Source organism: Brevibacterium sp. SMBL_HHYL_HB1 (genome assembly GCF_018208375.1).
Classification (GTDB): Bacteria; Actinomycetota; Actinomycetes; order Actinomycetales; family Brevibacteriaceae; genus Brevibacterium; species Brevibacterium intestinavium.
The window spans coordinates 2,967,481-2,981,319 of record NZ_CP062936.1; the positions used below are offsets into that span (position 1 = coordinate 2,967,481).

A 13,839-nucleotide genomic window follows, 5' to 3' on the forward strand; every position below is an offset into this window, starting at 1 on the left:
CGACAGGATCGGGACCACGGCGCGCAGTGCGTCCGGGACTCATTCCATGCTCATGCCCTTGGCCGGGGCGATCCGCGACATGGTGCGGGCCGGAATCGCCGAGGCGAGGACGGCGGCCAGCACCGCGGCCAACCCGATGAGCCCGAGCTGGACCGGAGGAACGGAGAGCACCGGTTCGGTCACGTCCGGGGTGATCGAGGCGGTGCCCACCCAACCGAAGAACGTTCCCACGCCGGCCCCGACGACCAGGGCGATGACGGTCATGAGCAGCGATTCGATCGTGATCATCCGCGACATCGATCCCCGGGTGAACCCGAGAGCCCGCAGCAGGGCGCCCTCTCGCCGCCGGTCGATGACCGACAGGGTCAGCGTGTTGCTCACGCCGATGACCGCGATGATCACCGCTGCGGCCAGCAGGCCGAGCACCACCGTCAGCGCCACCTGGAACATCGAGGCGTATTCGGCCCGGTTCTGCGCCGGTTCCGCGTCCGAGTCGGCGCCGATCCCGTCGAGTTCCGACGACAGCGCCTCGATCTGGGAGGTTGAGGCGTCATCGGCGATCCTCACCCAGGTCTGCTGCTCCACGGCGTCGCCGGCGGCCGCGTCGAGGGTCCTGCCGTCGGCACCGCTGACCAGTGCCGTTCCGGCAGGGACGTCGCGTGAGCCGACGGCCTCGAGCGTGAGCGTCTCACCGCCGACGGCCACGGTCACGGTCTTGCCGTCGATGTCCGAGGTGACACCGTCGAGCCCGAGCTCATCGGGGTCGACGAGCACGGTCCCCCGCTCGACGTCGTAGCCGTCGCTGCGCACGACCGAGGAGTCCCCCGCCTCGGCGGCGCTGGCGATCGTCAGATCGTTCTCGCCCTGTCCGCCTTCGACGCTCACCGAGGCGGCCGCCGACGGCACCTCGACCCGGTCGTCGACGACGGGTGAGTCATCGAGGACCGAATCGACGTCGCTGCCGCTTGCGGTCACGACGAGGTCGACGGGTGTGTCCTCGGCGGTGGCCAGTTCGAGGGTGCGCTGCAGGCTGGCCGAACCGACGACGACGGCCGTGACCAGGGTGATCCCGATCAGCAGGGCACCCGTCGTCGAGGCCGTCCGTCCGCCCGCGGTGCTCGCCGACCGTCCGGCCAGTCTGACCGTGGGCGAGCGCCGGGTGATCAGCGCGATCAGTCGCGCCAGCAGAGCCACCAGCCGCGGCACGAACACCCGAGCGCCGATGAGGAGGGCGACGAAGAGGACGAAGCAGCCGAGGATGCCGAAGAGCACGGACTGGGAGTTCGCACCGAGCAGGCACAGGGCGATGCCGGCGGCGCCGAGGACGATCGCGAGCGTCGCACGGAACCAGCGGATGCCGGCAGCCGCGGCGGGCACATCGACGGGACGCAGCGCCTCGATGGGCGAGACGCGGGAGGAGCGCAGGGCCGGGATCAGTCCGGCCGCGACCGTGACGAGGATGCCGACGGCCGGTCCGGCCACGAACGCCAGCGGCGAGACGGACATCTGCGCGAACTCGGGCATCCAGAACGCCCGGGCGGCGGCCGCGAGCCCCCAACCGAGGCCGAGGCCGAGCCCGACGCCGACGACGGAGCCGATGATGCCGAGGCTGAGGCTCTCGATGACCGCGGCCCCGCGCACCTGCCGCCTGGTGGCGCCGACGGCCCGGAACAGTGCGAGAACGCGGGTGCGGGAGGCCACGAGCACATTGAAGGTGTTCGAGATGACCAGTGCGGCGACTCCGGCGGCGAGCAGTCCGAAGGCGAGGCCGACGGTGTTCAGCACGTTCGTCGAATCGGACATCGCCTCGAGCTGTTCGTTCACGACCTGGTCGACGGTCTGGACGGTGAGCGCATCCGCGGATCCCGCCTCGGCGACGACCGTGTCGACCGCCTCGGCGAGGTCACCGCGATCGGTTCCGTCCGCGGCCACGACACGCACGGAATCGGCGGTCAGTTCGCTCGGCACGGTCTGCAGGCCGGCATCGGTGAGGTAGAGGGCCGTCGCCGAGGCGGACGATCCCGGCATGATGCCGGAGACGGTGTAGGTCCGGTCGTCCGAACCGCTGCCGCCGGTGCCGTCGATGGTCTGCATGGTCAGCTCATCGCCGACGCCGAGACCGAGTGTCTGCGCATCGGCTTCGTGGAGCATGAGCTCGTCATCGGCCTCGGGGGCCGAGCCGGTGATCGGCTCGTCCTGGTTCTGCGGGACGTTCGTGGGCATGGCCGAGACCGTGGTGCCGTCGGCGGTGACCGAGACGAATCCGGACTCGGTCAGCTGGGCGCTCTCAGCACCGTCGAGCTCGGCGACGGACTTCGCCAGCGATTCGTCCAGGGGTGAGGACTCGGCGGGGTCGGTCTGATCGCTCTGGGAGGCGGTGATGGCGACATCGGCGCCGGCCCACTGGGAGCGCACCTGATCGCGCAGGGTGTCGCCGAAGGCCTGGGAGAACAGGAGGGCGGCGACGATGAAGGCCACGGACACGGCGATCGCGATCGTGGCCGCGAAGAGCCGCCCTGAGGCGCTGCGGAGGTTGGACCAGGCGATGCGGATCATCGTGCACCTCCTTCGTGTGCGGTCGCTGCGTGGGAGGCTCCGGATCGTGAGGCTGCGGTGTTCGAGCCGCCGGTGGTCGCGGTGAGGTTCATCAGCGCGGTGGCCACGGATTCGGGGTCCGGGTCGGTCAGTTCCCCGGCCAGCCGGCCGTCGGCGAGCAGCACGACGCGGTCGGCGCGGGCGGCGGCGCGGGGGTCGTGGGTGACCATGACGACGGTCTGGCCGAGTTCGTCGACCGAGGACCGCAGAATGCTCAGCACCTCCTCACCGGCGTTCGAGTCGAGGTTGCCGGTGGGTTCGTCGGCGACGATGACATCCGGCTGGGACACGAGTGCGCGGGCGACGGCGACGCGCTGCTGCTGGCCGCCGGAGAGTTCGTGGGGACGGTGGTGGAGGCGGTCGCTGAGTCCGAGGAGGTCGACCATGCGGCGGAAGACGCGGCGGTCCGGCTTCTTCCCCGACAGCTGCATGGGCAGCAGGATGTTCTCCTCCGCATCCATCGCGGGCACGAGGTTGAACGATTGGAAGACGAAGCCGATGCGGTCGCGGCGGATCGCGGTGAGCTTGCGGTCGCTGAGTCCCGACAGCGCGGTCCCGCCGATGATGACCTCCCCGGAATCAGGGGTGTCGAGGCCGGCGAGCATGTTCAGCAGCGTCGACTTGCCCGAACCGGACGGTCCCATGATGGCGGTGAAGCGTCCGGCTTCGATATCGAGGCTGAGGTCGTTCAGCGGCCGGACGATGGCCTCACCGTCGCCGTAGGTCTTGCGCAGGCCGACGGCGCGGATGGCCGGTGTGGTCGTCGGGATGGTCGACGGGAGGGTGTCTGTGTATGTCGGTGATGAGTTCATGACTCCAGTTTTGTCGCTGCCGGCGTCTGCGACATCGGACCGGAGGATGGTCTTCGGATGCGGCCGCGGCCGCCTCGTCGCTGGCAGGTCATACCAGGGGATGACCTCGGCGGCCGGGACCGACCTGCTCAGTCTCTCGCGTTCGGGGTGACGGGGTCAGTGCCCGCCGACGAGGCCGGCTTCGTAGGCGAGGACGACGGCTTGGACGCGGTCGCGGGCCTCGAGCTTCATGAGAATGCGTCCGACGTGGGTCTTGACCGTCGGCTGGGCGAGGAAGAGCCGCTGTCCGATCTCGGTGTTGCTCAGCCCTTGGGCGATGAGCACGAGCACTTCCGTCTCGCGCGGGGTCAGCGTCTCCAGACGGCGGGCCGCGGCCTCGTCGAGCAGCTTCGGCGGCGGACCGGCCGCTGTGTCCGGCGCCGAGTCACCGGTCTCGGCCGTCTGCGCGTCCGTGTCGGCCGAGGAGTCGTGCCCTTCCCCGGCACCGCCGGTTGGTCTGCCGGCGCCGAGGCGGGGCAGCAGTTCGTTGTCGAGCAGGCGTCGGGTCGTCGTGGGGGCGATGACGGCTCCCCCGTCGACGACGGTGCGGATCGAGTCGAGCAGCACCTCGGGCAGGGTGTCCTTGAGGAGGAACCCGGAGGCGCCGGCCCGCAGGGCGTGCAGGGCGTACTCATCGTCGTCGAAGGTGGTCAAGACGATGATCTTCGGGGTGCGGATCTGCCCGCTGTCGGCGAGGCCGAGGATCTGCTCGGTCGCCTCGATCCCGTCGACACGGGGCATGCGCACGTCCATGAGGACGACATCGGGCTGCTCCTGGCGGACGGTGTCGATGCCGGTCACGCCGTCGCCGGCCTGACCGGCCACGGTCATATCGGACTGGGAGTCGATGACCATGGCGAAGCCGGCGCGCACAAGGGCCTGGTCGTCGACGAGGACGACACGCAGAGGATTCGACGCATGTCCGCTCACCGCCGGCCCCCGTCCTCGCCGCTCGGAGCGCTCGGGCCCGAGGCTGCCGCGTCCCCTTCGGCAGCAGCCGGGCCAGCATCCTGCCCGGCACCGCCGCCGTCGTCGCTGCCCCGCGCACCGGTGTCATGGGCCTCGACCGCCTCGCCGCTGGTGTCCTGGGCCTCGATACGGCGGTCTTGGGCCCCGCCGCTGGTGTCCTCGGCTTCGGTGCCGGCCTCCTGGGACTCGCCGGCCTCGGCCCCGACAGCCTCGGTGCCGGCCTCCTGGGACTCGACATCGCGTTTGAGCGGGAACCGGGCCTCGACGAGGAAGCCGGTGGCCGTCCCGAAGGCGCTGCCCGGCACCTTGCCCGAACTGAACGCGGGCTCTCCCCCGGACACGTTGGCCGCCCCAGAAGCTCTGGCACCCCCTGAAGCCCCAGAAGAAGCCCCAGACCCTTCGGAGGAGTCGGTGAGTCCCGTCGAGTGGATGGCCCGCGCCGTCAGCGTGCCTCCGTAGAGGGCGGCACGCTCCTTCATGCCGATGATCCCGTGGCCCCGGGCGCGTTCGTTTCCATTGTGGTCCTTCTCCGGTGCCTCGCCTGCCCCGTCATCACTGATGCGGACCACGAGTTCCCGGTCCTCGACCTGCAGGCTCACGTGCGCTCGTGCCGAGCTGCCGGCGTGCTTGAGCACGTTCGTCAGCGCCTCCTGCACGATCCTGTAGACCGCCAGCGCGGCGCCCTCGGGCAGTCGGTCCTCGTCGAAGTCGGCGAGTCCGGACTCCGACACCGGCAGTCCTGCCGAGCGCACATCGGCGATGAGGGACTCGATGTCGCCGACACCCGGCAGCGGGGACTTGGACCAGCTGTCGTCCTCGTCGGAGCGGAGGAAGCCGAGCAGCGAACGGGTCTGGGCGAGCGCTTCCCGTCCCGTCTGCGAGATCGTCTCGAGGACTCCGACGGCCGCGCTCGGATCGGTTCTGGCCGCATAGCGGCCGCCGTCGGCCTGGGCGATGACGACGGACAGTGAGTGAGCGATGACATCGTGCATCTCCCGGGCGATGCGCATGCGCTCGGCGTCGGCGGCCAGCCGGGTCTCGGATTCGCGTTCGCGTTCGAGGAGGCGGTTGCGTTCCCTGACGCCTTCGATCTCGGCGCGCCTGCGGTGGATGACCCCGCCCAGCAGCCACGCGATGAACACGATCGCCGCGCACAGAGCCACGATCGTGGCCAGCAGCAGGTACTCTCCGGACTCCAAGGGCCTGGAGTCGGGTCCGATCGTGGCCTGCAGCGACATGAGGTACAGCCATCCGCCGAGCAGCAGCGCCCCGACGAAGCCGAGACCGAGCACGATCCGGCCGTGGGCTCGGGTCCCGAAGGCCGTCGTCGAATAGATCGTCAGAGGCACGGCCACGATCCCGAGGTTCGGTCCGATCATCGTCAGCACACTGAGCAGGAAGCCGCCGGCGATGAGCGTCGAACTCATCAGCGGCGCCGTCCGCCGCAGGGCCAGGGGAACGGTCTCGAGCAGGGCGATGAGGATGTGGATGGGCACCGGAAGGGAGGACAGGTCGCTGGACTCGGCCGTCGCGAGTTCGGTGCTCACGCCGATCAGGGCCACCGGCAGGGCCCAGAGCACGGAATCGGAGATCCAGGGACGTGAGGCGAGGAAGATGCGCACGCGCTCCAACCGGTCGGGCTCGCTTCGCACGGAATCGGACACACGCGGCGGGGCCTCGGACGGTCGATTGCTCATGAGCCTCATGCTAGTGCGCGCTCCGACGCCGGTGCATCATACCCAGGGCTGACCCGCACCGTGCCGTGTCCGGGGGCCGTGACACAATGGGATCGACGCAGGCACACGATCGCATGCGCCGCGGCGGTGGGGCTCGCCGCACCCAACCTCGGGGCAGCCGAGACCAGGGCTTCCCGACAACAGTCCCTACCTCAGTCGGCGTCAGCATGCCCGAAAGGTAGGAGACAGCATGAACCGTCCCGCCCATCTGCGCACGTCCTTCCTCGGTCTCGCCCTCCTCGGCGGCATCGGCGGCACCGCGGCCCGGGAGGCGATCAGCCTCGCCGTGCCCGAGGTCGACGGGATTCCGGTGGCGATCTTCGCCGTCAACATCGGCGGTGCCTTCCTCCTCGGGCTCCTCCTCGACGCACTCGCCCGGCGCGGCCCCGACGAAGGTGCGCGCAGGACAGCCCGCATCCTCATCGGCACCGGCTTCATGGGCGGGTTCACCACCTACAGTGCGCTGGCCGCGGATGCGGCATGGCTGATCGGCAACGGTGACCCGGCAGTCGGCATCGGCTACGGCCTGGCCACTGTCGTCCTCGGCGGACTGGCCACGTGGGCGGGCATGGCCGTGGCGGTGGCCACGCACGGGCCGACGACCCGTCCGCATGAGCCCATCGATCCCGACCTCGCCGAGGCGGATCCGGAGGCCCGCAGTGCCGAACCGACCCCGGAGTCCCCATCCGCCGAGGCGGGCCCTGAACTCGGCGACGGAGGTCTGCGATGACCTGGCTCGTGTTCTCAGGCATCGCTGTCGCCGGCGGCTTCGGGGCGGCCCTGCGCATGCTGCTCGACGGGATCGTCAAGTCCCGCCTCACCGGGGCCATGCCCTGGGGGACGATCCTCATCAACGTCTCGGGCTCGCTCGTGCTCGGCTTCCTCACGGGACTGGCGGCCGGCCGGCTCCTGCCCGAGACCTGGCACCTGATCATCGGCACAGGGTTCCTCGGCGGATATACGACGTTCTCAACAGCCAGCGTGGAGACGGTCCGGCTGGCTCAGGAACGCAGGTGGGCGGCGAGCCTGGCCAATGCCCTCGGCACGCTGGCGCTCGCGACCGGTGCCGCGGGACTGGGCCTGTGGCTGGGCGGACTGGTCTGAGACCGGGGCCGATGCGGGGTGCGGAATGAGAGAACTCTCATCGCCTCGGCGCTGAAACTCCCCCGGCGCTCGTCCATACTGGGACCATGAGGCGCTACGGATGGTTTCTCGGCATCGGCGCCGTCCTGCTCTGCGCCCTCGCCTGGCTCGTGGTCGGAAGGTCACTGGCCGACGATGAGACAAAACTCGGTCCCCCGATCATCGTCCCCTCGGCCACCACCACGAGCGAACCGTCGAACGAGCCGACGCTCGAAGAGTCCCAGGAGCCGAAGTCGCCGAGCTCTCCCCCGGCCGGATCGGCGAACAGCGATTCCGCGAACGGCGATTCCACCGGCGCCGAACGGATCACCCCCGCTCCGCCGCGCCATGCCGGAGACGACGATGACGACGATGATCGCGATGAGTCCGATGACGCGGACGACGACGTCGACGATGACGACGCCTACGATGAAGACGACGACGTCGACGATGACGACGAGGACGACGATGACGACTGATCAGCGCCGCGGGGTGACCGCCCGCACGCGGATCCTCGCGTGGATCATGCTCGTGCTCACGATCGCGGTCTTCGTCATCGTCCTCTCGACCGCCCGGGCCGAACTGTCCCGAGTGAAGGTCCAGGCCAATGAGGAGCTGCAGCACGAAGCCGATAAGTTCCGCAACTTCGCGTCGAAGCCCGACCCCTCCGACGGCCGGCCCTACACCTCGGTGCAGAAGCTCATGACCAGCCACCTGCAGACCAATCTGCCCGAGCAGTCCGAGACCATCTTCAGCATCGTCGACGGCAAGGAGGACCAGCGCAGCGTCGACAATCCGCCGGTCCGCCTCGACAAGGACCGCGAATTCGTCGCCCGCGCCGCACAGGTGACCACGCCGCAGACCGGAGAGCTCGTCACCGATTCCGGACGGGTCGCCTATGCGATCATGCCCGTGCAGATCGAAGGGCAGTCCCAGACGGCGCAGCTGGTCATCGTCGAATTCCTCGCCGGCGAGTACGAGGAGGCGTGGGCGACGATCTGGACGATGACCGGCATCGCCGTGATCGCGCTCATCGCCGCGGGCTTCTTCGGCTGGTTGGTGGCCGGTCGCGTGCTCGCCCCGATCCGCGAACTCAGCGAAACCGCCTCGGGCATCGGCGAGGACGACCTCACCCGGAGGATCGAGGTCACGGGCAACGATGACGTCGCCCACCTCGGCGATACCTTCAACCGGATGCTCGACCGCCTCGAATCCGCCTTCGACGGGCAGCGGCAGTTCCTCGACGACGCCGGTCACGAACTGCGCACCCCGATCACCGTCGTGCGCGGGCACCTCGACGTCATGGGCGATGACCCCGAGGACCGCAAGCACACGCTCGAACTCGTCGGCGATGAGCTCAAGCGCATGTCCCGCCTCGTCGACGAGCTGATCATGCTCGCCCGCAGCGAGCGTCCCGATTTCCTCGTCCCCGCCGAGGCGGACCTCACCGACCTCGTCCTCGAGAGCTTCTCGAAGGCGAGCGCTCTGGCCCCGCGCCGATGGATCATCGACTCCACGCCCGAGGCGTTCGGCGTCGTCGACGAGCAGCGACTGACGCAGGCGCTGCTGCAGCTGGCGGCCAACAGCGTCGACTACACCGACGAGTCCGACACCATCGCCTTCGGCGGCCGCATCGCAGGCGAGGCCTCCGAGGCGATGATCGAACTGTGGGTCCGCGACACGGGTGCCGGCATCGCCGCCGAGGACCAGAACCGGATCTTCGAACGCTTCGCACGAGCGAAGAGGACCAGACACGGGCGCCAGGGCACGGGGCTGGGACTGACGATCGTCGACCGCATCGCCAAGGCCCACGGCGGATCCGTCACCGTCAGCTCCGTCCAGGGCGAAGGGGCGACGTTCCTGCTGCGCCTGCCCTGGCACCGGGAAGAGAGGGAGACCAGTTGACCCGCATACTCATCGTCGAGGACGAGGACCGCATCGCGTCCTTCGTGGCCAAGGGGCTGCGCGCCGAGGGCTTCTCCCCCGACATCGTCGAGGACGGCCACGAGGCGATCGACCTGGTGCGCACCGGCCGCTACGACCTCGTCGTCCTCGATCTCGGCCTGCCCGGACTCGACGGGTTCAGCGTGCTGCGCATGATCCGCAGCGAACGCCATGAGCTTCCCGTCATCATCCTCACCGCCCGAGAGTCCATCGAGGACACCGTCGCGGGCCTGTCCAGCGGGGCCGATGACTACATGCGCAAACCCTTCGCCTTCGACGAGCTCCTCGCCCGCATCCGGCTGCGCCTGCGCGCCGCCGACCCCCAGGAGGCGACGGTGCTGCGGGCCGGGAACATCGCCGTCGACATCCGCACCCGCCGCGCCCACATCGGCGATCGCACCGTCGAGCTCAGCTCCCGCGAATTCACCCTCCTCGAGGTCTTCGTCAAACACCCCGACCAGGTCCTCAGCCGTGCCCAGCTGCTCAGCCGGGTGTGGGGCCTCGACTTCGATCCCGGGTCGAATGTCGTCGACGTCTACGTCCGCTATCTGCGGGAGAAGCTCGGCCACGAGACGATCGAGACCGTCCGCGGCGCCGGCTACCGGCTGCGTGTGGCGAAGATGTGAAAGCTCTCATCTTCTCCTCATCGTGGTCTTAACCTCGCCCACCAGTGTGGATGGTGAACGTCAACAGGAGGAATCTCAATGCCATTCGCCATCGCTGTGGGCACCGATCTGGTCGCCATCGTCATACTCGCCTATGTCCTGTACTTCCGCCGCCACCGTCGCCGGGATCTGCTGCTGTCCTATGTTGCACTCAACATCGGGGTCGTCGCGGTCACCTCGGCGCTGGGATCGGTCGAGGTCGGCGTCGGGCTGGGGATGGGCCTGTTCGGCATCCTCTCGATCATCCGTCTGCGCTCGGATCAGATCACGCAGCAGGAGATCGCCTACTACTTCACGGCACTGGCGCTCGGCCTGCTCGCCGGCCTCCATCCGGAGCCGATGTGGCTGACACCGGTGCTCTCGGCGCTCGTGATCCTGGCGATCGCGATCCTCGACAGCCCGCTCATCGCCTCCTCGACCCACCGCCACACCCTGACCCTCGACCGTGCGATCACCGACCGTGACGCACTCATCGCCCATCTGGCCGAGATGTTCGCCGCCGACACCGTCCGCGTCGAGGTCCTCGACATCGACCTGGTCCGCGACACCACCCTCGTCGACGTCCGCTACAAGACGCTTCCCCGCCGCCGGTCCGGTGCCGCCAAGGACGCGCAGCCCGGCGGCCGCACCTCCGCCGATCACGCGGCCGGAATCCTCGACACCGAGGTCCGATGACGATGCGGGACGCCACCATCGCCGAGGCGGCCCCCGACCCGGGCATGAACCCCGCCCTCGCCGACGGGCCGACGGTCGGCGGCGGGCAGTCGGCCGGAGGCGGCGCCGAGGACACCACCGCGAGCGGGCTCGCCCTCGAGACCCAGCTGCAGCGGCTCACGCCGATCTCGCTCGACGAGATCAACGCCCAGGCGAGGCTGATGACCCGTGTCGATCGGAAGTACTTCCTTCCGCGCGGGCTCTTCATCGACCTCCTCGCGGCGACTCGGGACGACTTCCGGGTGCTCGAGATCGACGGCAAGCACCGCTTCGAGTACCGCACCGCCTATTTCGACACACCCGATTTCCGGTTCTACCGCGATCACGTCCAGGAGCGTCGGCACCGGTTCAAGGTCCGCACCCGCACCTATGTCGACACCGGCACCTGCCATCTCGAGGTGAAGTCGAAGGGCTACCGGGGGCAGACGGTCAAGGAGCGCATCGCCCATCCGCTCGACTCACCGCTGACGCTGACAGACGGCGACCGCGAATTCATCGACTCCGTCCTCGGTGGGCCACCGGCTCGCGCGGGCGGCGTCGATTCCGGCGGCCGGGCTTCCGGCGACCGCGCTTCCGGGGGACGCGATTGCGACGGCCGTGGGTCCGGCGGTCACGACTTCGGCTGCAGTCCCAGCATCCGTGTTCGGCCGCAGGCGGCGGACCTCGCACCCGTCGTCGAGACCGTCTACGACCGCATCACCCTCTGTCACGCCGACCAGCGGCTGACCTGCGATCTCGACATCCGCGCGATCAGCGGCGATGAGCAGCATGTGGGGCCGAGCGACGTCCTCGTCGAGACGAAGTCACCCGGAGGCGGCGGGATCTGGGACGGTCTGCTCAAACAGGTCGGCGTCCGACCGCACAAGGTGAGCAAGTACTGCGTCTCGGCCGCGCTGCTCAACCCGCAGCTGCCGAGCAACCCCTGGGAGCAGACGATCCGCCGGTACTTCCGGTGAGACGGGCCTTCGGGAGACCCCGGTATAGCCGAGGCCACCCAGTGAGGCAGACACCTGGTCAGGCGAGCCCCGCGAGCCGGGCACTCAGGCGTGCGTGTATTCCGTCCGGGGCTGCGTCTTCTTGCGTCCGCGGGCGAGGTCGATGATGCCGATGAGTCCCGCCAGGGCCATGGTGATCGCGATGAAGGCGAACCCGGCCACGATCGCCGCTCCGTAGCCGCCCAGCGACTGGACGACGAAGAAGACCGCAGTCACGATCGCGATGCCGATGGCCGTGCCCACACGCTGTCCGGTCTGCATCACACCGCCTGAGCTGCCGGCGTATTCGACGGGGACTTCGGCCAGCGTGAGCGTCTGATTGGGGCTGATCGCCATGCCCTGCCCGATGCCGGTGAGCCCGAGGGTGGCCATCAGCCACCAGATGCTCACACCCCACGTTTCGTGGGCGATGACGATGAGCGCCGAGGCGATGATGCCGGCCAGCGCGATCCCGACGCCGAGGACGACCATCTTGCGGCCGAAGGTGAGCACGACCCGGCCGGCCGCCTGTGCCCCGGCGGCCGAGAGCAGGGCCGAGGGCAGTCCGACGAGACCGGCCTCGAGGGCGGGGAAGCCGAGCCCGTTCTGCAGGTAGAGGGCGACGATGACCCAGACACCGGGCATCCCGACGAAGTAGATCGACGTCAGCGACGCCCCGTAGGCGAAGCTGCGGGTCCGGAACATCTGCATATCGACCATCGGTGAGCCGCCTCGGCGGGCGTACCTGTTCTCCCACTTCACCCAGCCGAAGACGATGGCGGCACCGGCGGGGACCAGCGCGTAGATCCATGCCCCGGCGCTGCGTTCGAGGAAGGGAAGCATGATGAGCAGAGTGCCGAACGCCAGAAGCACGAGGCCGACCGGGTCGAAGTCCGCCCGATGGCGGTCGCGCGGATCGGGTTCGGCGCCGCTGCCGAACCAGGCGCTCTTCGGCAGCCAGACCTTGCCCAGGCCGATCGCGGCCAGTGCGATCGGCACATTGATGAGGAACGCCGAGCGCCATCCCCATTCGTCGCCGAGGACGGCGATGAGCCCGCCGCCGAGCACGGGGCCGATGCCCACGGAGACGCCGACGATCGTGCCGAACATGCCGAAGGCGCGTCCGCGCAGCTTGCCGTGGAAGTACTGCTGGAGCATGCCCACGCCCTGCGGGCTGAGCAGGCCGGAGCCGATGCCCATGACGATGCGGGCGATGTTGAGCACGAGCGGATCGGGCGAGAGCCCGGCGATGAGGGAGCCGAGGGCGAAGACGCCGACGCCGATGACGAAGAGCCGCCCGCGGCCGAAGAGGTCGCCGGCCCGTCCTGCGGCGACGAGGAAGACGCCGAAGGCCAGCGTATAGCCTGAGAGCACCCACTGGATCGCCGAGTTCGACGCCCCGATCGAACGCTGCATGTCGGGCAGGATGACGTTGACGATCGAAACGCTCAGCAGCGACATGAACATCGGAACGAGCATCACCGCAAGGATCTTGCGCTGCTCGGCTGACATCACCGTCTCGGAAGTATTGCCCATTCATATAGTTCTACGCCGCCACGAGCGCAGGCACAATCGGTGACCGTGGTGCGATTGCTCACCCGCCGCGAAAATACGGACCGCCAACGGCGACAGCCCTGTCTGCGACAGAAAGCACTGGTTGCAAACCGAGCTCTCTGTCGCAGACAGGGCCGTCGCGAAAGCCGTCCCGTCAGAGCGGACCGCCCCTCACTCCCCCTTGCCGATCGCTTCGACGGCGGTCGGGTCGGACGAGGCGAGGAACTCCTCGATGCGGGCGGCTTCCTCGCCCTCGCCGATCGCCCCGGCGGCGCGGCCCAAAGCGTAGAGCGCGCGGAGGAATCCGCGGTTGACCTCGTGGGCGTACGGGATCGGCCCGGCCCCGCGCCATCCGGCCGCACGCAGGGCGTCGAGGCCGCGGTGGTAGCCGACCCGCGCGTAGGCATAGGCGTCGACGAGGCGGCCCTCCTGGTGGGCTTCATCGGCGAGTTCGGCCCAGGCCAGCGACGAGGCCGGAAGTGCCGCGGCCACGTCGATGGGCTCCTCACCGGCGTCGATGCGCTGCTTGGCCTCCACGTCCGGGTGGTCATCGGGCAGGTAGGTCGGCTGCGGCCCGAGCTGGCTCGCGTCGAGGTTGCCGATATGCGATGGGTTGCCGATGGGCTGGGTCATTGCATCTCCTTCTACGTCGTCGGGGTCGTATCATTCATCGTCAGAATCGTCTTCGTCATCGCGCCGAGGCGCCTCCCCGCCC

At 69.2% G+C, this 13,839-nt stretch carries 13 protein-coding genes; 7 read left to right on the top strand and 6 right to left on the bottom strand.

The features are described 5' to 3' along the window. Positions 1-39: 39 nt before the first annotated feature. The 4 genes from IG171_RS13710 to IG171_RS13725 form a co-directional block, all read right to left on the bottom strand. On the bottom strand, positions 40-2,556 hold the full coding sequence (locus tag IG171_RS13710; RefSeq protein WP_212127951.1) for an ABC transporter permease: 2,517 nt from the start codon (positions 2,554-2,556) through the stop codon (positions 40-42). Then, the gene (locus IG171_RS13715; protein WP_212127952.1) at positions 2,553-3,407 is read right to left on the bottom strand and encodes an ABC transporter ATP-binding protein; all 855 of its coding nucleotides are present in this window, start codon (positions 3,405-3,407) and stop codon (positions 2,553-2,555) included. The genes IG171_RS13710 and IG171_RS13715 overlap by 4 nt, the downstream gene beginning before the upstream one ends. 156 nt (positions 3,408-3,563) lie before the next feature. Further along, a complete protein-coding gene (locus tag IG171_RS13720) occupies positions 3,564-4,301 on the bottom strand; it encodes a response regulator transcription factor (protein WP_212131696.1) in 738 nt (245 codons plus the stop codon). A gap of 71 nt (positions 4,302-4,372) precedes the next feature. Next, positions 4,373-6,112 carry a sensor histidine kinase gene (locus IG171_RS13725; protein WP_212127953.1) on the bottom strand — a complete coding sequence of 580 codons (1,740 nt, stop codon included), beginning with the start codon at positions 6,110-6,112 and terminating at the stop codon, positions 4,373-4,375. 229 nt (positions 6,113-6,341) lie between these two features. Between IG171_RS13725 and IG171_RS13730 the strand changes: the two genes are divergently transcribed. The 7 genes from IG171_RS13730 to IG171_RS13760 all read left to right on the top strand — a co-directional run bounded on the left by IG171_RS13730 (position 6,342) and on the right by IG171_RS13760 (position 11,552). After that, positions 6,342-6,881, top strand: coding sequence for a CrcB family protein (locus tag IG171_RS13730; RefSeq protein WP_212127954.1), 540 nt, complete (start codon positions 6,342-6,344; stop codon positions 6,879-6,881). Next, positions 6,878-7,255, top strand: a complete 378-nt coding sequence (gene crcB, locus IG171_RS13735) for a fluoride efflux transporter CrcB (protein ID WP_212127955.1) — start codon at positions 6,878-6,880, stop codon at positions 7,253-7,255. The genes IG171_RS13730 and crcB overlap by 4 nt, the downstream gene beginning before the upstream one ends. Positions 7,256-7,341: 86 nt before the next feature. Continuing rightward, positions 7,342-7,752, top strand: a complete 411-nt coding sequence (locus IG171_RS13740; protein ID WP_212127956.1) for a hypothetical protein — start codon at positions 7,342-7,344, stop codon at positions 7,750-7,752. After that, on the top strand, positions 7,688-9,178 hold the full coding sequence (locus tag IG171_RS13745; protein ID WP_212127957.1) for a HAMP domain-containing sensor histidine kinase: 1,491 nt from the start codon (positions 7,688-7,690) through the stop codon (positions 9,176-9,178). Before IG171_RS13740 ends, IG171_RS13745 begins: the two co-directional genes overlap by 65 nt. Then, the gene (locus tag IG171_RS13750) at positions 9,175-9,843 is read left to right on the top strand and encodes a response regulator transcription factor (protein ID WP_212127958.1); all 669 of its coding nucleotides are present in this window, start codon (positions 9,175-9,177) and stop codon (positions 9,841-9,843) included. Before IG171_RS13745 ends, IG171_RS13750 begins: the two co-directional genes overlap by 4 nt. 78 nt (positions 9,844-9,921) lie before the next feature. Further along, positions 9,922-10,557: a DUF4956 domain-containing protein gene (locus tag IG171_RS13755; protein WP_212127959.1), complete on the top strand. Its 636-nt coding sequence runs from the start codon at positions 9,922-9,924 to the stop codon at positions 10,555-10,557. Next, positions 10,554-11,552 (top strand): polyphosphate polymerase domain-containing protein, encoded by a 999-nt coding sequence (locus IG171_RS13760; RefSeq protein WP_212127960.1) that lies wholly within the window; start codon positions 10,554-10,556, stop codon positions 11,550-11,552. The genes IG171_RS13755 and IG171_RS13760 overlap by 4 nt, the downstream gene beginning before the upstream one ends. 84 nt (positions 11,553-11,636) lie before the next feature. Here the strand turns inward: IG171_RS13760 and IG171_RS13765 are convergent, their stop codons facing one another. Further along, complete coding sequence (locus IG171_RS13765) at positions 11,637-13,106, bottom strand: MFS transporter (RefSeq protein ID WP_212127961.1); 1,470 nt, start codon at positions 13,104-13,106, stop codon at positions 11,637-11,639. A gap of 189 nt (positions 13,107-13,295) precedes the next feature. Further along, the gene (locus tag IG171_RS13770; RefSeq protein ID WP_212127962.1) at positions 13,296-13,757 is read right to left on the bottom strand and encodes a DUF3151 domain-containing protein; all 462 of its coding nucleotides are present in this window, start codon (positions 13,755-13,757) and stop codon (positions 13,296-13,298) included. Positions 13,758-13,839 lie beyond the last annotated feature (82 nt).